This is a genomic window from Prosthecobacter fluviatilis (assembly GCF_055388355.1).
The window spans coordinates 5,131,096-5,155,878 of record NZ_AP043782.1; the positions used below are offsets into that span (position 1 = coordinate 5,131,096).

The following is a 24,783-nucleotide window of genomic DNA, read 5'->3' on the forward strand; positions in this document are numbered from 1 at the left end:
CCAGCCCTGCGTGGGTTTTCGACTCCGCCGTCGTGATACAGGTGAAACTTCATCTTCCATCAAACCCATGCCTTCATCTGTTCCAATGAAAACACATCTTTTTCTGATCGCCGTCATGCTGCTTGTCCGTGCAGAAACGCTGCCGGCACAGACCCCCGCCACCAAACCTTCACCGCCAGCACCAGCGGCCTCCGCCAGCATAGATGCTGATGACAACATCTTCCTGCCGCCAGACACCTTGGGCCACCTCATACATGACTACATTGAGGTGAAGCTGATGCCCGAGTGGAGGGACCACATAGGGCACATGCCCAACATCCTGATGACACAGGAAGTGAGCGATATTGAGGTGCCGGCGCTGAGACTGCACCATGTCTCGCCCTTGCAGGCGGTGGCGCTGGCCGCAGCTGCAGCAGACTGCAGCTTGGTGCCGATTTTGGACCCGACGCCGGCAACGGGAGGACATTCCATGGCACAGGCTGCCATTGGCTACCGGATCATCCGCAACAAGACAGCCGGCTCAGACTCGGGCCAGGTCCCCCTCACGGTCCCGGCTGAAACAGCGGTTTCCAGCCGGCGGGAGGAAGCGCCAGTAGATACCAGCAGGCGGTTCATTCGTGTCCACGCCTTGGGCTCCTCCATGAGCTCGAGGTCCGCAGATGAAATCAAACGCGGGGATACCGGGAGCTACAGTACAAGCGATGAGCAAGCCTTCCTGGAAATCATGCACAGCGCCCTGGAGACATTGGAATCAGTGCCGCCACCAGATCTCATGCTGCACGCGAAGTCAAAAGTGCTGGTGGTCAGGGCCAACGCCGCCCAGCAGGAGATTGTGGAACAGGTGATCAAGGCGCTGAAGGAAAACAAAGAGGCTGAACCACGCATGGCAGGCGAAGGCAAGCCCTGAGGTGCCTGCCACTGTCCCTTCCACCCACCCCAAACAAAAAACGTCGTGACCTTTCCTGCGCCAGAATCCCTGCCAGCACCGCAGCCATGGCCTGCCATGGCGGATGTGGATGAGGTGGTGACGGCACCGCCAGCGGAGGTGTTCAGCTTTGCCGCAGTTCCACGGCTGAGCGCAGCGCTGAAGCGCGGTGAAGAGGAGGCCTTTGCATGGCTGCACCGTGCGTGGGCACAGCGGATCTACCGTTACTGCTTCGCCCTTGCGGCGGGTGACGAGACGCTGGCGGCGGAGATTGCGCAATCGGTGTGGCTGCGACTGATGCGCCACATTCGGACTCTGCCGGACGAAGCCGCGCTATGGAACTGGACGGCATGCGCCGCAAGGCATGCCGCGACCGATCTCCGGCGGAAAGGTGGCCGGTATTTCCGTGTGCTGGCGCATTTTGCCAGATGGTGGCGGCCTGCCCCCTCTGAGCCCGCCGAAAATGCCGAAGACAAACTGACCTCAGCTCTTGAGTCCGCGCTGAACCGGCTCAGCGCCACAGAGAGGGACATCATCGAAGCCCGCTACTTTTCCATAGAACCCCTGGCTGCAACGGCCGCCCGGCATTCCCTGAGCACACGCGCCATTGAAGGCAGGCTCGCCCGCACCCGGGAACGGCTGCGGCGGCTGATCGCGGAAGAACTTCAACATTTCCCCTGATGACCCCCCAAGAGTCCAAAGACCTTCAGCCACTGCTGGATGCAGTGCTTTCCCCGGCGTCCGGGCATTGCGGTCCCACCTGCACTGAGGTGCTGGGACTGCTGCGGCAGGAGAGCAGACGGCGGCGGAGGCGCGTCCATATCTCCATGGCGGCAGGCGTGGCCTGCATGCTGGTCGCCATGCTCTGTTACTATGCACCGCCGCCGAAGACGCCATCCGCGGCCTTGGCATCGAAATCTTTCGGAGCACCGCCTCTGGTGTTGCGGCAGGTGGGGGAGGCCCAGCTTTTTGCCTTGCTAAAGGACACCCCGGCGGCACTCGTCAAACTTCCGGATGGCACAGAGCGGCTTCTCATTCTCCAACCATGAGCCGCACCTCTTCATAATCTCTCGACAACGTCGGTGAGACGCGCTCCATAAAACCAGACATGTGGGACTTGGCAAAGAGTTGCTGGCATTACTCCGCCATGTCGCTGGCTTGGACGCTTCTCTTCCTGCCGCTGGCATTGAGCTTGGGCAGGCTGAAGACGGTCTTGCTGATACCGGCACCCTCCTCCTTCATGTGGTGCTAGCCGGCTCATGCCTGCGTGCCATCGTAAAAAGCAAGCTCGCAGGACGATGTGGAAAATCTGAGTCGCGCATCAAGTCCCGTTTTTTCGGATCATCCCGGATGATTTTTGTTCGTCCGGTTCTGGCTCAGGAGGGGAGATACATTTCGCATCTTCATGCGTTTGTTTTTCCTTCCGATGATTCGCCCGTTTTTGTTTTTAGCCATTCTGCTGTCCACCGATGCCTTGTCACAGACCACTGAGGCTCCGGGCCATGCCGTGATGGATCAACGCCACAAGGTTTTGTTTCAGGAGACATGTGTTTCGTGCCACGGCCCTGAGAAACAGAAAGGGAAGTTTCGCGTGGACGATCTATCGTTTGAAATCAAGGACCTGGAAACTGCGGAGAAGTGGCAGAAGGTGCTGAATCAAATGAACTCCGGCGACATGCCTCCGGAGGATGAAAAGCAGCCCGCGAAAGAAGCTAAGGCGGACTTCCTGGATGATCTGGCCAATGTGATGGTGGCGGCCCGCCGTAGCCTGGGAGATCAAAAAGGAGTCATCACCATGCGCCGCCTGAACCGGCGTGAGTACAAGAACACGCTGCGCGAGCTGCTTGGGGTGGACGTGAATGTTTCGGACCTGCCTGCCGACGGCGGCGGTGGATTTGACACCGTGGGGGCCAACCTCTTCATGTCTGCGAACCAGTTTGAGCAGTATCAGCTCATCGGACGCGAGGCCATGGAAGAGGCTTTTGCGTGGCAGGCTGCGGCGGGCGTCGAGAAAAAGCTGCACTATGAAGGTGAGACGACGACGCCAGTGGTTCGGAAGTTTGTAGACTACCAGATCGACGCTCAAAAGCGCGCGCAGAACTGGGTGAAGGCAGTCGAAGAGGCTGCAGCGAAGCCGGAGAACAAGGACATCGTGGCCAAGATCCGCAAGGAGTCGAAGAATGACGGAATCTTTCGCCGCGAGTGGGCGCGTATTCCTGGCGCGCCGAACCCACGTAGCTTTGGCTTTGACAAGAAGGGCGAGAACGACGCCGATCTGGCCAATGACTCCCTGGGCGCTGGCTGGCTGAAGTATCACCAGTATTACATCTCGCAGCCTGCGGTGGACAAAGGAGCCTACCTGGGCACGCAGACGAGGCACCCGGCAGAGCTGAATGTGAATTACATCGAGCTGCTGGTGCCTTTTGACTGGCCGGTGGGAAATTACGTGGTGCGCGTCTGCGCCGGCGCGACCAAGGATGCTCCGCCCGAGCGGCGCTTTCTTGACTTCGGCATCTATGCACGCACCGGCCGCGTGATGGCCTCACATGAAATCACCGCCAGCATTGAAAAGCCACAGGTGATCGAGATTCCGCTGACGTTGACTCGCAGCAACATGACGCGGGAGAACCGCCTGCTCTTTGTGCGCGAAAAGGGGAGCTGGGACACCAATGAGGAAGGCGGACGAAAACGCGCCGAGGCAGTGAAGCGCAACGGCATCGGCCCGGAGCTGACGCTGTGGGTGGACTGGATCGAGGTGGAGCGCGTGCCGGATGCCGCCAAGCCCAAACCGCCGGGCATCGCAGCACTGGGAATTCCGCTGGATGAAAAGTCCCCCGCACCCACGCCACCAGAACTTCGCGCAGGATTGGAGCGCTTTGCCACGGAGGCGTTTCGCGGGACCGCGCCTACGGCAGATTATATCGACAGGCTGGTCAGGCTCTATGAGGTGCGGCGAAAAGCTGGCGACAAACACAGCGCTGCTCTGAAGGAGACGCTCGCCGTCGTGCTGTCTTCACCGATGTTTCTGTATCTGGCAGAGCCGATCCCTGATGAAAAGCACCGGGCTCTGACGGGCCCGGAGCTCGCCACACGTCTGGCCTATTTCCTCTGGAGCGCACCACCCGATGCCGCGCTGCGTGAGCTGGGCAAAAGCGGTGAACTCATGAAGCCCGCAGTGCTGGCCGCCCAAACGGAGCGCCTGCTCAATGATCCGCGCTCGGGGAATTTCCTCGAAGCCTTCACGCATCAGTGGCTGGGGCTGGATCGGATTGATTTCTTTGAGGTCAATCGCACGCTCTATCCCCGCTTTGACTCAGGTACCAAGGTGGCCGCGAAAGCTGAGATTCATGAGACCATGGCGCATGTCATGCAGACAAATTCCAGCCTGCGCGACTTGCTGAAGGCTGACTATGTGATGATCAACCGCGTGCTCGCCCACTACTACGGCATTCCGGGCGTGAAGGGAGACGGGTATGAAAAGATCATGCTGCCCAAGGATTCGCCCCGTGGCGGGCTGCTTGGCATGGCTGGCATACATTTCATGGGTGGGAATGGCGAGCGCACCAGTCCTGTGGAGCGCGGCGCCTGGGTGCTGCGCAAGCTGCTGCATGACCCACCCCCGCCTGCTCCGGCAAACGTACCCGCGATTACGCGTCTCGCTGGAAAGGTTCTCACCACCCATGAGCGCCTGCTCGCGCATCAGGAGGATCCGCAATGCGCGAGCTGCCACCGCAAGATCGACCCCATCGGCTTTGGCCTGGAGAATTTTGATGCTGCCGGACAGTGGCGCACCGAGGACAGCTACATGGCCGTGGATGCCAACGGCAAAGCCGACCCCAAGACCAAGAAGACGTGGACGATCGAGGCTGCGGCAGCGCTTTACAAAGGACCTGCGTTCAAGGACTACTTCGAGCTGCGAGACATCATCGCCTCCAGATCAGACGCCTTCGCCCGCGGCTTCAGCGAGGCGCTGCTGGAGTTTGCCCTGGGCCGACCGCCAGGCTTCCGCGATGAGCCTCTCCTTGCCAGCATGGTTCAGCAGGCTGGAAAAAAGAATCTCGCCATCCGCGAGTTTATCCACGCACTGGTCGCAAGTCAGGAGTTCCACACGAAGTAATCTCTCACCGAAAAATCACCATGAGCACCTCTCCCGTCTCACGCCGCCACTTTCTGCAATCCAGCACGGCGCTCATCGCACTGCCGGCTTTGGAGTCTTTCGGATTTCGCCGCTTTGCCTCGGCTGCTGCTCCGGCGGCACCGCCAAAGCGTCTGGTGTTTCTGGGCTTTGGCTGGGGCATCACCACGGAGAGCTGGTTCCCAGACATCAAGCAGCCGGGCGCAGACTACACTCTGCCTGAAGGCTTGAAGCCCCTCGCACGGCACAAAGCGGACTTCACCGTGGTGCAGGGTCTTTGGAACAAATACAGCAACGACGGCCACTGGGGCAGCACGATGTGGCTCACGGGGGCGAACCGCTTTGGCGAGCCTGGGCAGAATTTTCACAACAGCATCTCCGCAGACCAGGTGGCGGCTGCAAAGCTGGGTCTGGACACGCGCTTTGCGTCCCTGCAGCTCAATGGCGGCGAAAATGCGGAAGCCTCCGGTCACGGACCTGGACTCTCGATGGCCTGGGACGTGAGCGGCAAACCCATCGGCGGCCATAAAGGCCCCGTGGAGGCCTACCACCGGCTTTTTTCCAAAGACACCACCCCCATCGAGCAGCAAAAAGCCATGCTGGCGCAGAAGCGCAGCGTGCTGGACACGGTGATGGAAAACGCGCGCACTCTGCAGCGCGGGCTGGGCAAGACGGACAAGGGCAAGCTTGAAGAATACTTCCAGGGCATCCGCGACATCGAGACGCGCCTGAGCAAGGACGAGCAGTGGATTGGCGTGCCACAGCCCAAGGCGCCGATCCCCGAGCCTGCTCCCGGTCTGGCTGGCAAGGAGGAGATCAAGATCATGTATGACATCATGATCGCGGCCATGCAGACGGACAGCACGCGCGTGCTCACCTATCGTCAGCCCGTGAGCACGCTGCTGACGAGCATCGGCATCAAAGTGGCTCCGCACGACATGAGCCATTACCACTCGACGATGGGTGAAAAGCTGGAGGCCTCCAAGCAGCGCGACCTGACACAGAGCGAGCTGCTGGCCGGCCTCATCGACAAGCTGAAAGCGACGAAAGAGGCGGATGGCAGCCGCTTGTTTGACCACGTGGCGCTGGCTTACGGCAGCAACATCCGCACCGAACACAGCCTGGACAACTGCCCCACGCTGCTCACCGGCGGCGGAGCGGGTGTCAAGCTCGGGCACAACATCGTCGCGTCAAAGGACACGCCGCTGTGCAATGCATGGCTGACTCTGCTGCATGGCATCGGCGTGAATGTGGAGCGGCATGGTGACAGCTCCGGCGTGCTCAAGGAACTCATCGCTTAGCCCTTTCGCCACCTCATGAAACCATCATTTCTCATCGCAGCACTGCTGGTGGCAAATCTCCCTGCCGCCGACATCGAGCTGACCGAGACACTCCAACTGCCCGAGTGCCACAGCATCGGCTGGGTGCGTGCCAACACGCAGGTGAAGGGGCAGAAGAACTGGGATGGCGTGCTGGACGAGGCTAAATGGGGCACTCCCTCACCGCAGCAGGCGGTGGAGCGGAGCTGGGACTGGAAGCTCAGCGATGAGCAGTGGCGACAGGCCGTGAAGGAAAAGGGTGAGGGCAAAAAGGAGGACGTGAAGTTTGACCTCTGGATTCCCGAGGGCGTGGCGGTGGCACGGGGCATCGTGGTCATGTCCGGCCATGGCAGCGGGGAGGCGCTCTACAAGCATCCCGAATTGCGCAAGATCTCGCGGAAGCTGCATCTGGCGCTTTTCAAGTTCAACGGCAACCCCATGCAGCGTGGTTTCTGGCCCCGCAGCCTGCTGGATGAGCAGCTCAAAACCTTTGGCCAAAGGGCGCAGCATGCGGAGCTGGAGAATGCGCCGCTGTTTCTTTACGGGCATTCGAACGGCACCGGTTTCTCCGCCATCTATCCCGCCGAAAGCACGCGCGTGTGGGGCTGGGTGTCCATGCGACCGGGCACGACCTATCAGGTCTATCAGCCCGGCGCGGCGCAGATCCCAGGGCTGGTGATCTTTGGCGAGGATGACGCCTTTTTTGCGCGACCTTCAAAAGAGGAAAACATGGGCGTCGTGGAGGCCATGCGGAAAAAGAACAACGCTCTGTGGAATTATGCTGTGGAGCCCAAGACTGGCCACGGGCCAGGAGACAAAACCTGGCCTCTGTTGTTTTCATTCCTGCGCCACACCTTTGCCGCCCGCGTTCCTTCGGATGCCGATCCGCTGAAGGGCCCTGTGAAGCTTCAGTCACTCACGCTTGAAAGTGGCTCTCTCGGGAGGAACTGGGATCCAGTTGCGGGAGGTTATCAGACGCTGCCCATCGCTCCTTTTGCCATTTTCAGTGGAGACAAGGACTCCGCTTCCTGGCTCATCAACGCAGACTATGCCGCCGACTGGCAGATTTTTCAGCGCGATGGGAAGATCACCCGGCCGTGACGATTGGGAGACATATCCAGGATAGTGGGTGCGTTTAGAGTGCCTTCCACCCACTCGCCATGATCTCCCGCTCACGTTTTCTGCTCTCACTCACCGTTTCAGCACTGTGCACTGCTTCATCCTGGGCTGCCGACAGCATCAAAATCGTGCTTGTGGCCGGGAAAGTGAAGGAGGTGGACAAGGTAGGCCATCATGACTACCTCGGTGGCTGCCGCCTCATGCAGGCTATGCTGAAACAGACACCGGGTGTGGATGCTGTGCTGGTGAATGAGGAGTGGCCTGCGGATGAAAAAGTCTTCGAAGGTGCCGCAGCAGTCGTGTTTTACACCGATGGTGGTGGCAAGCAGGCCTATCTGGCCTCGCCGGAGCATGTGGCCACTGTGCAGAAGATGGCGGACGGCAAAGTGGGATTGGTAAACCTTCATCAGGCGGTGGAATTCACCCCGGCCTTTGCACAGCAGTCGATGAACTGGATTGGCGCGGCTTACAATGGGCTCTCAAGCCGCGGCCATTGGGACAGCGTGCATGACACCTTCCCCAAGCATGCGATCACCAGCGGCGTCACGCCGTGGAAGATCAATGACGGCTGGCTGAACCACCTGCAGTTCCCGGCTGAAATGAAGGGTATCACTCCGCTGGTGTGGTCAGGCAAGGAGAAGCTTGGTTCCCCCGAAGGCGGCGACAAAGACATCGTGGGCTGGGCTTATGAGCGTCCCAGCGGCGGACGTTCCTTCAGCTTCAGTGGCCTGGATGCGCACGGAGCCTGGGAGCAGGCGGGTATGCGCCAGCTGGTGATCAATGGCATGCTGTGGTCAGCTGGAATGGAGATTCCAGCCGCAGGTGCGAATTGCGAAGCGGACAAGGCGCTGATCGATTCCTTCCTCACACCACGCGTCGCACCACCGAAGAAGGTGAAGCCTGAGGCAGCTGCAGCACCTGTCGTGAAATAGAGAATCTGCGGCTGGTTCAGACATTGGTCTGCAAAATTCCCTTTGCAGACAGCCAACGATCACCGCGAGCGAAACACCTCGCTCATCAGGCATTCGACGATGAGCGCATTCAGGCCGAGGCCCTGCTTTTTCACCTTGTCGTGCAGCTTGTCGATGATGAAGTCGTCATTCAGCTCCATCGTGCGTCCTGTGGTGTAGGTCAGTACCTGGCGGATGAGATGGCGGCTGAAAAGATCGGCGCGCGTGTCGTAAATGACCTTCTTGAAGCTGGTGAAGTCAGTGTAGGTCTCGCCGGAGGGGAATTCGCCGGTGGTGTCGATCTTGGGCGCAGGAGTCTTCTTGTTCACCTGCGGGTACTTGGTGCGCCAGCGCCCGACGGGGTCGAAGGATTCAAGGCTGAAACCGAGGGGGTCGATCTTGCGATGGCATTCAGCGCAGGCGGCATCGGCGCGGTGTTTGGCCAGGCGGTCACGGATGGTGGTGGCTCCGCTGACATCCGGATCGATGGCGGGCACCACATCTGGCGGCGGTGGCGGCGGCACGCCGAGAATGTTTTCGGTGACCCATACACCGCGGGTGACGGGGGAGGTTTCGACACCATTCGCGCTTACTGTGAGCACGGCAGCCATGCCAAGCAGGCCACCACGATGAGCCTCGCCTTTGAAGCTGACTTTCTTGAAGCCATCGGCCAGGCGCAGGGTCTTTTGCTCGGGCAGGTCGTATAGCTTGGCCAGTTTCTTGTCCACAAAACTGTGATCGCAGTCGATGAACTGGAGGACCGAGCCGTTGGTCTTCAGCAGGTCGCGGAAGAAGAGAATGGCCTCGTTCTTCATCGAGGAGGGCAGGTCCTCCGCATAGTAGGAGCGCACCACCTCGCGCGGGGGCGGCATGCCGCCGAGTTCACGGAGATTCAGCCAGCTGTCCAAAAAGCCGCTGACAAATCCGCTGACGCGTTCATCGGCCAGCATGCGCTGTATCTGCTTTTTCAGCTCGGCGTCCTGTGTCAGCGTGCCGGACTTGGCGGAGGCAAGCAGCGCTGCATCGGGCGGAGCAGTCCATAGGGCGTAGGAGAGACGCGAGGCAAGGTCATAGGGGCTCAGCGCTTTCGCCGACTCTTCCGTGATCTCACTCAGGTAGAGGAAGGAGGGAGAGCACAGGATCAGCTTCAGCGCATCCAGCGCAGCCTGACGAGGTGTGTTTTTTTCAGCCAGCCGCTTTTCATAAAGAGCCTTGATGGGTTTGCGATCAGCGTCAACAAGCGGGCGACGATAGGCCTTCTCTGCAAAGGCATCGAGCTGTTCCAGTGCGCGCTCTGCTTGAAAGCCGTCCTTGCCAAATACGGCGATCTCCTCGGCTCCACCTTTCTCTTCATGCACAGGGCCGTTGATCTTGATGTCGCTGATGCGGATGTGCGGCAGCTTGCCTTCCAGCAGGATATGAGCACGGCCGACGCCAGATGAGCCCACATCTGCCTTGAACTCGTCTTTGTAGCGTTTGTTGATCGTCACCACCGAGGCGCGGGATTCGTACGGGCCGTTGGGGAAGATGAAGCGGGGAGTCTGCCCGGCCTCCAGCCACACGCGGAATTTAAATACGGTAGGCGTGTTGTCCGGCACCACAGCGCTGGCAAGCAGCGGCTCGATGGCCTGCGGATAATGGATGTGGCCTTTGGTGACATCTCCCGGCACGACTCCGAGGATGAAGGGCTCGGAGAAGTCGATGCCAAAAATGGCGGGGTCATAGTGCGTGTCTCGATGCAGCGCGGCGGCCTCTACCTCGATATCGTAAAGGCCGGAGACGGGCACGCCCTGCTTGAAGTCCTCGATATGGCCGTAGCCGCCCTGACGAGTGTCGGTATTCGGTTGCTCGTAGAGGCAGAGGTAGCGGAAGTTGAAGGCGGATTTGTGGGAGCCCTGCAGCTCTTCGTACTGCACAAAGTGGCTGTTGAAATGCCAGTTTTTCGGCTCGGTGGCGGGCTTGCCCAGACGTGTTTCGACGAGGCGGTTGGCGGACTGGAAGTACTGGTCCACCAGGAAGCCCGAGGTCACCAGGGACTTGCCGATGTTGTCCATGTGCTGGCTCGTCTTTTCCTTCGGGAAGTCGGCCGTGAGGCCCAGGGTGTCCACACGGCGGCCAAACAGCACGGCGAGGGTGTTTTCATACTCGCGGCTGGAAAGGCGGCGCATGACCGTGCGGCTGCCCGTGCTCTGGAATTTGCCGTAGGCCGCCACCGTGCCATCGCGCAGGGCGCGGATCATGGCTATGCGCTCGTCATCGCTGGGCTGGTCCGCCTTTTTCGGCGGCATCTCCTTCAGTGTGAGTTGGTCGATGATGTCGCGCGCGTCGATGAGGTCCGGTACGGACTTCAGCGGCAGCGCGAATTTCTCAAACGCACGGTCACCCTTCTGCACATCGGCGTCATGGCACTCCAGGCAGTACTTTGCGAGAAACTGCTGGGCGAGCTTGGGCGCATCGTCTGCCGCATGAACGGTGGTGAGGAGCGCGAGAGAAAGCAGCGCGCCAGAGCGAACTATCGGAGCCGTCATGCTCATCACGAGAAGCGGCCCGTGCTGTTGCCAAAGGAGTCCGTCTCCACACCCATCTTTTGCGCGATGTCCACAAAGAGATTGCACAGCGGCACTTTGTTGATGCCCTCGCGCGGCACTTCGCGGAATTCGCCATGCTTGTAGCCACCGCCTGCCAGGAGGATGGGCAGATCGGAGTTCTTGTGAGAGTTGCCATCGCCCATGCCGCTGCCAAAGATCGCGGTGGTGGAGTCCAGCAGAGAGCGGTCTCCGTCGTTGATCTTGGAAAGACGGGTGATGAATTTGCCGAAGTGCTCGATCTGGTACTTCTCCAGCGTGATGAGGCTGGCGATGGCCTCTGGGTCATTGCCGTGGTGGGAGAGGCCGTGCCAGTCCTTCTTGATGCCGAGATGCTGAGGCATGAAATCGCCGCCGATTTCCAGCGTGGCGATGCGTGTGCTGTCTGTCTGCAGGGCCAGAGCGATCAGTTCATACAGGATCGGAAGATCCTCCACGGCATTGTGATTCGCAGGCTTTTCAAAGGGGGCTTTGGGCTTCGTCTGGCTGACCCAGCGCTGGCGCAGCTCCAGTCGCTTCTCCACGTCGCGTACGGAGGTGAGGTATTCATCCAGCTTGTCCTTGTCCTCCTTGTTCACGCGCTTGGAGAGGCGATTGGCCTCATCCAGCACGGAGTCGAGAATGGAAGCCTGCACCTGGTTTTCCTGCACGCGGCGTGCCTGGCGCTCCTTGGAGTCGCTGACAAAAAGCTTTTCAAACAACTGGGAAGGATTGGTCACGGGTGGCACACGTACGCCCGACTTGGTCCAGGCGATCTGGCAGCCGCCGTGGATGCCGCCTTCTGAGCCAACGGTCAGTGAAGGGAAGCGCGTCTCAAAGCCGATCTCGTCGGCGAGATACTGGTCAATCGTTACATTGCCATCCGGGCGGTTTTGCGCCTCGGAGTTCAACACGCCAGAAAGGAAGGAATGCACGGCGAAGTGGCCGCCCTTCACGCCATGATCGAGGCCACGAAAGACCGTCATGTGATCGCGGATGTCCCACAGCGGCTCCAGCAGTGTGGTCTTCTCATAGTCGCGCCCCTTGGTGGTGGGAAAAAGCTGCTTGGTCTGGTAACCCAGCAAATTGCCCACGGCCACAAACCTGCGCGCTCCAGCCCCTGCGCCCTTGGCCGCCTTGATGGCGGAATTACCACCCACATTCGCGGCCATGAGGGAGGGGAGTCCTGGCAGGGCCAGCGAGGTGCCCAGGGATTGGAGGATAAAACGGCGTCTGTTCATGATTTGGGGGTGCTGGCTAATACGTAGCCAGAGCCCCCCGTGTTGCAGCAGGAAACACGCCCTTTTTACTTGGATTTGAGCCCGGCGGTGTTGACGGCTATGACGCTGTACCTGTGCTTTTTTCCCTTCTCGGCCTTGCCGTCTGTGAAGCGCATCTCCACCAGCGGGTTGGCCGGGGTGTCGCTGTATTGCAGCCCTTGGAAAATGGGGCGGCCAAAGGGATTTTTTGGCTGCTCGGGCACGGTGGCGATCTGCTTGCCATCTCGCATGATGATAAAATGAGCCAGGCCGCTTTCGAGGTCGGCTTCTGCCTTCCAGGTTAATACGCCGTCTTTCACCCGCAGTTCCGCAGGGGACGGAGGTGGCGTGCTGTCCTTCACCGCCGTGTCCTTGGTGTAGGTCATCCAGGCCTTTGCGACGGAATATCCAGGCAGCCACATGGCTTTGGTTTTGTCTCCTTCATACTCAGCCGCAGGCACGGCCTTGCTGCCTAGCAGCGGGGCCAGCCAGGCGTTTTTCTTCGGCATGGGCAGCAGGGCACCACCTTTTTCGTCCGGCAGGCGTTCGCTGAGGCAGGCATCCAGCCAGCGGATGGTAAAATAGCGCTGGTTGCCGCACTCATGTGCGGTGAGAGGATCGACCGAGACACCGATGAGGCCGCCCTTGGCACGCACTTCAGCAAAGAATTTTTCATTGGCCGTCCACGCTCCTGCAAAGCGGCCTTCCTTGACAGTCACTCCCTCCTTGGTGCCGAGATTGCACATGATGGGGACTTGGGTGATGGCTTCCGGCAGCTTGTAGGCCTTGATCGTGGGCCGGGTGGGGTTCTCTTCCAGCAGCGGCACGCCGGAGCGCAGGCAGGCGGCGGCGACGCGCTCGGGGTGCAGTATCGTCATGCCTCCGCACCAGTGCCCGCCACCGCTGTGGCCCCAGAGTGCCCATGGCACTTTGGCCAGTTCGGGATGGCCGGATTTTGCGCCAAGATCGACGAGGGCTTTCTGGAAAGCTTTGCCCGAGCCATTGCGCGGGTCGCACCACATCTGGCAGTCCGCCTTCTCCGGCTGCTCATAAGAGGGGGCCAGCAGGGCGCAGTCGTGCTTTCGGGCCAGCGCCTGCCAGTGCAGGTCAAAGGCTCCTGTGAGGCCGGATTTGCAGGAGCCCTCCCCGCAGCCATGCTGATGCACGATCACCCCGCGCAGATTTCTGATGCCCGGCGGCACCCACACGGTGTAGTTTACGGGAAAGATCAGTTCTCCAGGCGTTGCCGAAGCCTCATACCGCACGCGATAGTAGGGCGGATTGGCCGCAGGAAAGACATCATAGGGAGCCTGCTGTGCCAGCAGAGGGGCAGTGAGCGCCAGGAGGGAGAGTAGGGCAAGTGAACGCATGGGAGCAAACCTACAGCGGATGAACCGAGAAAGTTGCACACATGAAGAGAAACCAGCCTGCCGCGCTCGTTTCCACTCTTCCGACCGTTTGTACCTCCTCCATGAAAATTCCCGCGCTTCTTTCCCTCCTCATTTTCGCCAGTGCTGTTTCCGCTGAAGACGGCTTCACCTCCCTTTTCAACGGCAAAGACCTCACAGGATGGGATGGCGACCCCAAGCTCTGGAAGGTGGCAAACGGGGAAGTCATCGGCACCTGCACTGGCCCGGACTCCATGCCACACAACTCCTTCCTCATCTGGCGAGGCGGCGAGGTCAAAGATTTCGAACTTCATGCCACCGTGCGGGTGGAGGGCGACAACAACTCCGGCATTCAATACCGCAGCCGCGAGCTGCCCGAGGTAGCCCCATGGGTCATCACCGGGTATCAGATCGACATCCACCCTGCCACCGAGCACACTGGCATGACGTATGAGGAGAAGGGGCGCGGCATTTTCGGGCTCAACGGCACCAATGTCCTGCTCGATCCCGCTGGCGCACTCTGGAAGCTCTCCACCCATGAGCTGGTGAAGGTGGACGTCTCGCAGTGGAATGAGTACACCGTCATCGCCCGTGGAAACCACCTGGTGCACAAGATCAATGGCAAGATCACCTCCGAGCTGACCGACTGCGATGAGAGCAAGCGCTCGCTTGCAGGTCTGCTTGCCATCCAGCTTCATCGCGGCAATCCCAACAGCGTTCACATCAAAGACGTCCGCCTCAAGCTGCTGCCGGTAGAGGCACCACAGCCTTTTGATGCTGCCAAGCTCCCCGCAGGTGCGGAGAAAATCGAGAAGCCCCGCACCAAGAGCCCGCAGGGCACCGGACCGGTGCTGTCACCGACCACCAAGAAGTGATCTGCATACGCCTATGAAACACCTGCACGCTCTCGCCTTTCTTGCCTGTCTCGGTGCTTCATCCGCGGCGGAGCCACCGCCCAATATCATCCTCATGATGGGGGACGACCATGGCTGGGAGGAGACCGGCTACAATGGACATCCGCACGTGAAGACGCCAGTGCTCGATGACATGGCCGCAACGTGTTTACGTTTCGAGAATTTTTACGCCGCCCATCCGAGCTGCTCGCCCACACGCGCCAGTTTCATGACGGGCCGCCACCCAAACCGCATGGGCACCTTCAATCCCGGTTTCTCCGTCCGACCGGAGGAGATCACCGTCGCAAAGATCCTTGCCAAAGCCGGCTACCACTGCGGCCATTTCGGCAAGTGGCACCTCGGTCCGGTGAAGGCGGAGTCGCCCACGAGTCCGGGCGCGATGGGCTTTCACGAGTGGGTGTCGCATGACAACTTCTTCGAGATCAACCCATCTCTCTCACGCAATGGTGGCCCTCCTGAAATCATCCAGGGCGAAAGCTCCGCTGTTGTCATCGACGAGGCCATCAAGTTCATTGACCGGTCCCGCAAAGAAAAGCAGCCCTTCTTCACCGTGGTGTGGTTCGGCTCGCCGCATGAGCCCTACAGCGGCCTGCCGGAGGATCTGGCGCTGTATGATGATCTGCCGGCCAAGTACAAAGACAAGAAGGTCAGGCTCACCTCCAACGCAACCGGCGGCACGACGACACGCCCGCAAGGTGAGGTGCTGCGCGAGCGCTATGCCGAGATCACCGCCATGGACCGTGCCATCGGCACGCTGCGAAAGCACCTGGCCACCAGCGGCCTGCGCGACAACACATTGCTCTTTTACTGCGGGGATAACGGCACCTCTGCCGATGGCTCGCTCGTGCTGCCTCATCGTGGTGTGAAGGGGCAGGTCTATGAGGGAGGCGTGCTCGTCCCCGGTCTCATCGAATGGCCCACGCGCATTCCGAGACCGCGCAACACGAAGGTGCGCGCTACAACCAGCGATCTCCTGCCCACGCTCTGCACCCTCACCGGACAGCCGCTGCCGGACCGTCCCATCGATGGCACCGACCTCATGCCTGTGATTGATGGGAAGACAACAGAACGCCCCAAGCCGATTTGGGTCTGGCAGTTTGACACCTCCCATCTCAAAAAGACGGAACCTTACATTGATCCCAGTCTGCAGGAAGGCACCACCCCGCTGGCGAAAAAAGCGGGCGGCAAAGCGACGCGTGATTTCAGCAACTTCCGCCACCCGGAGATCACAGAAAGCGACTACCTCGGGCCGCGTGCGATCATCGATGGCCATTACAAACTGGTGGTGCACGAGCAGAAGAAGACCAGAGAAGTGAAACAGGAACTCTTCGATCTCGCCGCAGATCCCGCTGAAAAGACCAGCGTCTTTGATCAACAGCCCGACATCGCCAAAAAGCTGCAGGCCGAACTTCACGACTGGCAGCAGTCCGTGCTGAACAGCCTCACCGGTGCGGACTACCGCAAGTAGGGATATCACTTGTCTCCAAAATATATTGTCCGGTTTCGCTGCCCACCGCGAGATACCACACCGCAACTCCACGTTTGCTCCGACCTGTTATGACCAACCCAGCCGCTCTTATCCTAACCTTGTTTTCGCTCGCGACCTTCGCGAGCGCCGCACCACTCGTCTTTGAAGGCACGGAAGGGCCCGGCAAGGGCAAGCACATCGTCTTTCTGGCCGGAGATCATGAATACCGCTCCGAGGAATCACTGCCCGCCATCGCTCGCCTGCTGGCCAAACACCAGGGCTTCAAATGCACGGTGCTGTTCGACATCAACAAAGACGGCGAAATCGTAGCAGGCGAGGTTCCCAACATGCCAGGCATGGAGGCGCTGGACACGGCGGATCTTGCAGTTGTCTTCCTGCGCTTTCAGCAGTTGCCGGCGGAGCAGATGAAGCACTTTGATGCTTACCTGGCTCGGGGAGGCCCCGTGGTGGGTCTGCGCACCGCCACGCATGGCTTCAAAACGACGAAGGATGATCCCTACGCGAAGTATTCGTTCGACAGCAAGGTGCCGGGCTATGAGCTGGGCTTCGGCCATCAGGTGCTCGGCCAGACCTGGGTGGGCCACTACGGCACCAACCACAAGCAGAGCACTCGCATCGCCATCGTTCCTGACAAAGTCACCCATCCCATCCTTCGCGGCGTGAAGGACATCTGGGTGCAGGCGGGCGGCTATGTGGGCAAGCCCACAGATGGCGAAATCCTGACCATGGCCCAGCCACTCAATGGCATGACGAAGGATTCGCCTGCAGACACCACCAAGCCGCCGATGCCTAGCGAATGGACGCGCACCTACAAGTCCTCCTCCGGCAAAACCGGCCGCGTCTTCACCACACTCTACGGCACCTCGGAAGACATCACCAATGAAGGCTACCGCCGCATGGTGGTGAATGGCATCTTCTGGGCGCTCGGCCTTGAGGACTCCATCAAGCCTGACCTGGACGTTTCATTCGTCGGTCCTTTTGAGCCCAACACCTTCTCCGGAGGCGGCTACGCCCGTGGCGTGAAGCCGGAAATGTATGCAGGCTACGCCTCGGTCATCCCCGCAAACCACAATACCAAAGGCCCCGCCAAGAAGCAGGAAGCCAAGCCCGCCGCAGCAACAACTGGCGCAGCCGCCAAAGTGACCACCGCCACTGGCAAACCCGCACGTTACGTGCGCATCGAAATTCCGGGAGACAAACGCTGCCTGCAAATCGCAGAGATCGAATTGATGAGCGGCGGCAAGAATGTGGTCAAGGGCGGCAAGGCTTCGCAATCTACCACGACCAATGGCGGTGTGCCGGAACGCGCCTTTGATGGCAACAAGAGCCCCGATTGGGGTAAGGGCGGCCAGACTCATACGAAAGAGAACCAGCCGAATCCTTGGTGGGAAGTGGACCTGGGCTCCAGCCAAGCCATCGACACGGTCAACCTCTGGAGCCGCCAGGGCTTTTCGGACCGCCTGGGTGACTTCACGCTTTCGCTGCTCGATGAATCCCGCAAACCGGTGTTTGAGATCCAAAACGTCGCTGGACCAGAATCGATGACCATCGATGTGAAAGGCGGTGGCAAGCTGACCTACCTGACTTTCGACGGCAAGCCCGGCAAACCTGCGGTGAAGTCCGGTGGCGGTGGGGCTCCGGCTGTCAAAGAGCCCGAGCTGGCCGAAGTGCCCGCAGATTACAAGGACCCGTCTCCCTTCGCCTTTGGCAAAGGAGAAGTCGTGGCCATCCTCGGCAACGCACTGCCGGACCGCATGCAGCATGACGGCTGGATGGAGACGCTGCTGCAAAGCCAGCTCCCGGACCTGCAGGTGCGCTTCCGCAACATGAGCACCAGCGGCGACCGCCCCAACAACTACCCACGCAGCAGTGGCGCCACACACATGACCGACTACCTTCGCCACGTGAAGGCGGATGTGGTCTTCGGCTTCTTTGGCTACAACGAATCCTACGACAACAAGCCGGAGGAGTTTCAGAAGCAGCTCGTCGAGTTCGTGAAAAAGACTCGTGGCAGCAAAGCCAACGGCAAAACCTTCCCGCGCATCGTCCTCTTCAGTCCCATCGCCCATGAGGACACGCACAATGTGAACGTGCCGGACGGCAAGGCAAACAATGCCCAGCTCGAGGCGTACACCAAAGCCACCGAGGCTGCGGCCAAGGAAGCCGGCGTGGCCTTTGTGGATCTGTACCATCCCTCCCTGGAGCTGTTCAAGGCCGCCAAGGAGCCGCTGACCATCAATGGCGTGCATCTTTCCATCGAAGGTGACCGCCAGCTCGCGGAAGTGATTGCCAAGGCTCTGCTCGGCAAGCCGGTGAGCGCCTCCGCCTCCATGGAACCGCTGCGCGAAGCCGTGATGGACAAAGACCTGCACTGGTACAACCGCTACCATGCCTCCGACGGCAATGACGTCTGGGGCAGCCGCTCCACGCTGAGCTTTGTGAATGACCAAAACAACGCCGTGGTGCTGCAGCACGAGCTATCCATGCTGGACGTGATGACCGCCAACCGCGACGAGCGCGTGTGGGCTCGCATCAACGGCGGCGACAAGAAGATCGACGACAGCAATGTGCCGAAGCCCGTTCCCGTGATCTCCAACGTGGGCGGCGGCAGCAAGAGCAGCAGTGCTCAGAAGGAAGGCACGCTGAAATACATCAGCGGTGAGGAGGAGCTCAAGAACATCGCCATTAGAAAGGGCTTCGAGATTCACCTCTTCGCAGAGGAGTCACGCTTCCCGCAGATCGCCAATCCGGTGCAGATGCAGTTCGACACCAAAGGTCGCCTGTGGGTGGCCGCCTGGCCCACCTATCCGAAGTGGGAACCGCTCAAGGAGATGAACGACGCCTTGGTCATCCTGCACGATGACAACAACGACGGCAAAGCCGACCGCGCCACGGAGTTTGCCCGTGTGCAGAATCCGCTGGGCTTTGAGTTCTGGAACGACGGCGTGCTAGTCACACGTCAGTCGGAGATCCTTTTCCTCAAGGACACCGATGGCGATGACAAGGCGGACGTGCAGACCATCATGCTCATGGGACTGGACAGCTCCGACACCCACCACGGCGCCAACAATCTCATCTACGGCCCGGATGGCGGCATCTACTGGCAGAGCGGGGTCTTCATGCAGCACAATTACGAGCACCCCTGGGGCCCCTCGCTGAACACCGGAGCTTCGGCCATGTATCGCTTCGATCCGCGCCGCTTCACCATCGCCCTGCACGCGATGAATTCTCCGAATCCGCATGGCACCTCCTTTGACTACTGGGGCTACCAGTACGCCACGGACGGCACCGGTGGTCGCGCCTACCAGGTGCGTCCTGAAGGCAGCGGCTTCAAAATGTACGAGCTCCTCAAAAAGGAAGTACGCCCAGTGACCGCGAGCGAGGTCGTCAGCAGCACGCACTTCCCGGATGAAATGCAGGGAGACTTCCTCATCTGCAACGTCATCGGCTTCCTTGGGGTGAAGCATTACCACCTCGAGCGCGATGCCGAGAAAGGCACCGTCTGGGGCGAACCTGCAGGCGATGAACTCACCGTGAAAGTCACCCAGGCCGACGGCAGCGAAACCACTGAGACCTCACGCGGCTTCCTCATGAGCGGCGACAAAAACTTCCGCCCCAGCGACGCCGTGTTTGCGCCCGATGGCTCGCTCTATCTGAGCGACTGGCAGAACGTCATCATCGGCCACATGCAGCACAACGTGCGTGATCCGAACCGCGACCACACCCACGGCCGCATCTACCGCATCACCGCCACCGGCCGTCCGCTGCAGAAGATCGTGCCCATCGACGGACAGCCGATTCCCGCGCTGCTGGAAAACCTGAAGCATCCCACGGACAGCATCCGCCATCGCACCCACATCGAGCTGAGCGAGCGCGACACGAAAGAAGTCATCGCTGCCACGCAGGCTTGGATGAAGCAGTTTGACCCAGCTAAAAAAGAAGACGCGCATCACCTGCTCGAAGCGCTGTGGATTCATCAGCAGCACAACGTGCGAAATCTGGAGCTGCTGGGCCAGCTTCAGAAATCCCCCGAACTGCATGCCCGCAACGCGGCCAATGTGGTGCAGCACCTGTGGTTCAATGTTGAGGCCTCCATGCATGGCGGCGTCATCGCCGCCGAGGTCGAGGAGAAAGCCAAGAAGTCAGGCATCCTCAGCGATACCCCCGAACTCACCACCATCCGCATCGCCACCGTGCCGGAGCGCATGATGTATGATGTGAAAGAGCTCACGGTGAAGTCCGGCAAGAAGGTGAAGCTCACTTTTGCCAACCCCGACTTCATGCCTCACAACATCCTGCTGGTGAATCCCGGCAAAGCCGATGAAGTCGCCACACAGGCCATGGCTCTCGGAGCCAAAGGCTTCGAAACCGGTTTCATCCCCGACAACAAGGACATCCTCTGGCACAGCAAGCTGCTGGACAACGGCAAGGAGCAGGTGATCGAGTTCACCGCACCCGCCAAGCCCGGCGACTACCCCTACATCTGCTCCTTCCCCGGCCACTACCTCATCATGCGCGGTGTGCTGCATGTGAAGTAAGGCGCGCTCGGAAGTAATCGGGGCATTGCTGCCCCGTCAGGAATCTAGAAACAAGGCGGGCCAGAAATGGCCCGCCTTTTTTGTCCGGTCACACCTCCTCATGGGAGATAAAAGAACTGCCGTCCCACGTTCCTTTGCATCCGCCTTATGACCAAGCCAGCCGCTTTCCTTCTCGCCCTCGCACTTGTTTCAACGTGCGCTGTAGCTCAAAACACAAAGGCGGCCCGTAATCCGATCATGGCGCTCAATCCGCTGGACGCCAAAAACACGGACACCGGCAAACCTGCGCCGCCTGAAGATCCGGCGCTGGCCAAATATTACATGGAGGAAAAGACCGCTCCGTTGCCCCCGGTTGCGACTGCGGTAGACACGACGCTGCCTCTCACGCTGCAGAAAGGCGACCATGTGGTGTTCATCGGCAACACGCTGTTTGATCGCGGCGCTCAGTTCCCACATTTTGAGGCCATGCTCCTCAAGGGGCACTCAGACAAGCAGCTCGTGGTTCGCACCCTGGCATGGTCCGCAGACGAGGTTGATCTCATGCCACGCCCCACGAACTTCGGCACACTGAACCAGCACCTGCATGCGCAGAAGGCCGATGTGATCTTCGCCGCCTTTGGCTTCAATGAATCCTTCAGCGGTCTGGAAAAACTGCCAGACTTCAAACTGCGCCTCACCGCTCTTGTTCAGGAGCTCAAAACGCATGCCTACAATGGCAGGTTCGCACCGCGTGTGGTGCTGGTGTCACCGATCGCGAATGAAAATGTCAAAGGCGTGCCAGCGGCAGACATGAACAACACACGCCTCGCCGCCTACACCAAGGCGATGGGGGAAGTGGCTGCCGCTGAGAAGGTGGGCTTTGCCAATGTGTTTGAGCCCATGCTGCCTGCGATGAAGGGCCTGACCTTTAACGGGGTTCATCTGGAGGATGCAGGCTACGCAGTGCTTGGCGAGGCTCTGTATCGCGCCACCTTCGATGTCAGCGCACCCGAGACAACCCCAGAACTGCGCGCCGCCATCGCAGATCGCAACCGGCAGTTTTTTCAGCGTTACCGCCCATTAAACGGGTTCTATTACACTGGCGATCGCAACAAGGACTACGGCTATCTCGACTTCCTGCCCGCCATGCGCAGCTTTGACATCATGGTGGCCAATCGCGACCAGCGCATCTGGGCCATTGCTAAAGGTCAGAGCTTTGCCGGCAAAAAAGTGGATGATGCCAACGTGCCCGAAATGCCCGCCACCAAGGAGAGCAAGGGGGCGAATGAATGGATGACACCCGCGAACGAACTCGCCGCCTTCAAAGTGGACCCGCGCTTTGAAGTGAACCTGTTCGCCAGCGAAGAGCAGTTCCCCGAAATTGCCAATCCCATTCAGATCCGCTGGGACACGCGCGGGCGCATGTGGGTCAGCACCTCCCAGGCTTACCCGCATCTCTACCCCGGCCAGGAACCCAAGGACCGCCTCATCATTCTTGAAGACACGGACAACGACGGCCGAGCCGACAAATCCACCGTGTGGGCAGACAACCTCTACATCCCTCTGGCCTTCGAGTTTGGAGGCGGCGGCGTCTATGTTTCCGACGAGCCACACCTCACTTTTCTCAAGGACACCGATGGCGATGGCAAAGCGGACTTCTCCCGTCAGGTATTCACCGGCTTCGGCACGGAAGACTCCCACCACGCACTGCATGACTTTGTCTGGAGCCCCGATGGCGATCTCATCATCCGCGACTCCATTTTCCTCCACTCCCAAATTGAGACCGCCTACGGCCCCGTGCGTCTGGACAACTCCGGCTGGTTCCGCCTGCGCACCGATACTCAAAAGCTCAGCACCTTCGGCAGCTACCCCAGCACCAATCCTTGGGGTGTAACCTTCGACGACTGGGGCCACCACATGGCCAGCCATCCCATCTTCGCCAGCGCCTTCCACGCCACCAATCCGCCCTATCCCGAGCAGCATCCCGGCGCCGGCAAAATGCCTGCTTACTCCGGCACCTGCGGCCAGGAGTTTGTGGACTTCGATTTCTGGCCGCAGGAGCTTCAGGGAGGATTCATCAAGGCGCGCTACAAGCCCACCAACAACATCGAGATGCATCAGTGGGTCGAGATGGACGACCACTATGAGGAAAAGAAGCTCGGCGATCTCATCTTCTCCACCAACCTCAGCTTCATCCCCACGGACGTAAAGGTGGGGCCACGCGGAGACTTCTACATCTGCGATTGGTACAACCCCATCAAAGGCCACGCTCAGTACTCCCTGCGTGATCCACGCCGCCTGCGCACCAGCGGCCGCATCTGGCGTATCGTGCCAAAGGGGGCCAAGCTGGCTGAGCCACCCACGGTGGCGGGCGCACCCATTCCGGCGCTGCTGGAACTTTTGAAGAGCCCGCATTACCGCTGGCGCTACCAGGCCAAACGTGAGCTCCATGAGCGCTATGCCCACGATGTGAAAATGGCACTCGATGCATGGGTGGCCAAGCTTGATCCGAAGGACGCACGTTTCCGTCATCATCAGCTTGAGGCGCTGTGGACGAACCGCACGATCAGCACCGAAGACAGGGGTCTGCTCAAGGAGTTGCTCAACTGCGAAGAGCACCACGCCCGTGCCGCTGCCACGACCCAATTGCGCTATGTCGATCTGCCAGATCGCATCGCGCAACTTCGCGCCCGTGCGAATGATGAAAACGCCCTCGTCCGCATGGAGGCCGTCATTGCCGCCAGCTACATCGGCACCGCCGAAGCACTCGATGCCGTTCTGCCAGTGCTCGACAAACCCATGGGCGAGCACCTGACCTACGCCGTGCGCACTTCGCTCGGTAGCGAGGCTCTCTCACGCCACTGGAAGGCCGGCGAGAATCCCCAAATCACCGCGTTCATGAACGCCTTTGCTGCCAGCTACAAGCGAAGCGCCTTCGAAAAGAAAAAGACCGTCGAGGAAACCACCTTCGACAAACAACCTGGCGTCGCCAAAATCACCATCAACTGCGTCCGCGAGCGCATGCTCTTCGACAAAACCGAATTCAGCGTCAAAGCAGGCCAGCCCGTCAGCCTCGTCTTCAACAACCCCGACGCCACTGCGCACAATCTTGCCATCTGCAAACCCGGCAGCGTGGAGGAGATCGGCCTCGCCGGAAACGAAATGGCCAAAGATCCCGAAGGCATCAAAAAGGACTTCATTCCCCCCACGGACAAGATCCTCCACCACACCAAGCTTCTGAATCCCAACGCAGCCGAAACACTGCGCTTTACCGCCCCCAAGGAGCCCGGAGACTATCCCTACCTCTGCACCTTCCCCGGTCACTGGGTCATCATGCGCGGAGTCATGCTCGTCAAGTAACCGAGGCATTCCTGCCCCGTCTGGACATGGAGCGGCGAAGCAGAGACGGGCCTGGAATAGCCCGGTTACTTCATTTTCTTCTTCGCTGCTTTTTTGGCGGGCTTCGCTTTGACGAGGGCTGGTTCTTCGATGGGGATCTCTGTCGCGAGATCAATCCCAAAGATGGCCGACAAATCAGCTCCAGTGAGCTCGCCTGAATCCGCCGAGAGTTCGGTGATCGCCGCATTGCTGGCATTGGAAAGCAGCTCCGCCTGATCCACGCCACGCAGGGTGAAAAGCAGCTCCGGCTTTGTGTCCAGCAGCACACCCACCCCATACAGCACGGCGGCGACATGCTTGCACATGTCCGCATGGTCAGGGCAGGAGCAGTTAAATCGGATCTCCTTCGGCTTGGGAAACAGCCCCTCATCAGGAGCCGTCAGCACTTTCATCAGGCCGTCGCCCAGCTTACCCGCCAGCAGATCCAGCATGGAGCCCACCTGTCCGGCGCTTGATTCCACGATCTGCATCCACTGTTCCTTGGGCAGCGGTTTGATGGTGACACTCGTGTCATACAGCTCCGATCCCGCCACTACCGCACTCAGGTTTCCGGGCTCGATCTCCAGATTGTAAACCTTGCCCTGCCTCAGATAGCTGCGGCCACGCGGCAGCCGCGACTCATAGACCTGATAAGCCTCCAGATTCCGGCACCAGGCCTGCCCCCAGAAAGTCGTGCACAGTTTCTTCTGCCCAGCCGGAGCTTCCAGCGCCTGAAACTTCTCCCCGCGCTTCTTCCGCTTCTCGATTTCTCGTTGCAGCCGCTCTTTGCGCTCCTGCGCATCTTCGTAGTCCCAGGACATGAGCT

At 60.0% G+C, this 24,783-nt stretch carries 15 protein-coding genes; 11 read left to right on the forward strand and 4 right to left on the reverse strand.

Annotated elements, in window-relative coordinates; genetic code table 11:
- Positions 1–85 precede the first annotated feature (85 nt).
- From ACZ5WW_RS20085 to ACZ5WW_RS20115, 7 genes are all read left to right on the forward strand, one after another.
- A complete protein-coding gene (locus ACZ5WW_RS20085; protein ID WP_377162183.1) occupies positions 86–907 on the forward strand; it encodes a hypothetical protein in 822 nt (273 codons plus the stop codon).
- 45 nt (positions 908–952) lie between these two features.
- A complete protein-coding gene (locus ACZ5WW_RS20090; RefSeq protein ID WP_377162185.1) occupies positions 953–1,606 on the forward strand; it encodes an RNA polymerase sigma factor in 654 nt (217 codons plus the stop codon).
- Positions 1,606–1,974 carry a hypothetical protein gene (locus tag ACZ5WW_RS20095; protein ID WP_377162187.1) on the forward strand — a complete coding sequence of 123 codons (369 nt, stop codon included), beginning with the start codon at positions 1,606–1,608 and terminating at the stop codon, positions 1,972–1,974. The genes ACZ5WW_RS20090 and ACZ5WW_RS20095 overlap by 1 nt, the downstream gene beginning before the upstream one ends.
- A gap of 377 nt (positions 1,975–2,351) precedes the next feature.
- Entirely contained in the window at positions 2,352–5,042 is a 2,691-nt protein-coding gene (locus tag ACZ5WW_RS20100) for a DUF1592 domain-containing protein (RefSeq protein WP_377162189.1), read from the forward strand.
- A gap of 20 nt (positions 5,043–5,062) precedes the next feature.
- Positions 5,063–6,361 (forward strand): DUF1552 domain-containing protein, encoded by a 1,299-nt coding sequence (locus tag ACZ5WW_RS20105; RefSeq protein ID WP_377162191.1) that lies wholly within the window; start codon positions 5,063–5,065, stop codon positions 6,359–6,361.
- Positions 6,362–6,376: 15 nt separating this feature from the next.
- Complete coding sequence (locus tag ACZ5WW_RS20110; RefSeq protein WP_377162193.1) at positions 6,377–7,480, forward strand: hypothetical protein; 1,104 nt, start codon at positions 6,377–6,379, stop codon at positions 7,478–7,480.
- 59 nt (positions 7,481–7,539) lie between these two features.
- A complete protein-coding gene (locus ACZ5WW_RS20115) occupies positions 7,540–8,430 on the forward strand; it encodes a ThuA domain-containing protein (protein ID WP_377162195.1) in 891 nt (296 codons plus the stop codon).
- Positions 8,431–8,489: 59 nt separating this feature from the next.
- Here ACZ5WW_RS20115 and ACZ5WW_RS20120 read toward each other — a convergent pair whose 3' ends face one another.
- The 3 genes from ACZ5WW_RS20120 to ACZ5WW_RS20130 all read right to left on the reverse strand — a co-directional run bounded on the left by ACZ5WW_RS20120 (position 8,490) and on the right by ACZ5WW_RS20130 (position 13,641).
- Positions 8,490–10,976 (reverse strand): DUF1592 domain-containing protein, encoded by a 2,487-nt coding sequence (locus tag ACZ5WW_RS20120; protein WP_377162197.1) that lies wholly within the window; start codon positions 10,974–10,976, stop codon positions 8,490–8,492.
- A 5-nt stretch (positions 10,977–10,981) separates the two neighbouring features.
- Positions 10,982–12,253, reverse strand: a complete 1,272-nt coding sequence (locus tag ACZ5WW_RS20125; RefSeq protein WP_377162199.1) for a DUF1552 domain-containing protein — start codon at positions 12,251–12,253, stop codon at positions 10,982–10,984.
- 65 nt (positions 12,254–12,318) lie between these two features.
- The gene (locus tag ACZ5WW_RS20130) at positions 12,319–13,641 is read right to left on the reverse strand and encodes an alpha/beta hydrolase (protein ID WP_377162201.1); all 1,323 of its coding nucleotides are present in this window, start codon (positions 13,639–13,641) and stop codon (positions 12,319–12,321) included.
- 101 nt (positions 13,642–13,742) lie between these two features.
- Between ACZ5WW_RS20130 and ACZ5WW_RS20135 the strand changes: the two genes are divergently transcribed.
- From ACZ5WW_RS20135 to ACZ5WW_RS20150, 4 genes are all read left to right on the forward strand, one after another.
- Positions 13,743–14,534: a 3-keto-disaccharide hydrolase gene (locus ACZ5WW_RS20135; protein ID WP_377162203.1), complete on the forward strand. Its 792-nt coding sequence runs from the start codon at positions 13,743–13,745 to the stop codon at positions 14,532–14,534.
- Positions 14,535–14,547: 13 nt separating this feature from the next.
- On the forward strand, positions 14,548–16,041 hold the full coding sequence (locus ACZ5WW_RS20140; protein ID WP_377162205.1) for a sulfatase family protein: 1,494 nt from the start codon (positions 14,548–14,550) through the stop codon (positions 16,039–16,041).
- Between the two features lie 89 nt (positions 16,042–16,130).
- The gene (locus tag ACZ5WW_RS20145) at positions 16,131–20,600 is read left to right on the forward strand and encodes a PVC-type heme-binding CxxCH protein (RefSeq protein ID WP_377162207.1); all 4,470 of its coding nucleotides are present in this window, start codon (positions 16,131–16,133) and stop codon (positions 20,598–20,600) included.
- A gap of 147 nt (positions 20,601–20,747) precedes the next feature.
- On the forward strand, positions 20,748–23,939 hold the full coding sequence (locus ACZ5WW_RS20150) for a PVC-type heme-binding CxxCH protein (protein WP_377162209.1): 3,192 nt from the start codon (positions 20,748–20,750) through the stop codon (positions 23,937–23,939).
- A 65-nt stretch (positions 23,940–24,004) separates the two neighbouring features.
- Here the strand turns inward: ACZ5WW_RS20150 and ACZ5WW_RS20155 are convergent, their stop codons facing one another.
- Positions 24,005–24,778, reverse strand: a complete 774-nt coding sequence (locus ACZ5WW_RS20155) for an SWIM zinc finger family protein (protein WP_377162211.1) — start codon at positions 24,776–24,778, stop codon at positions 24,005–24,007.
- Positions 24,779–24,783 lie beyond the last annotated feature (5 nt).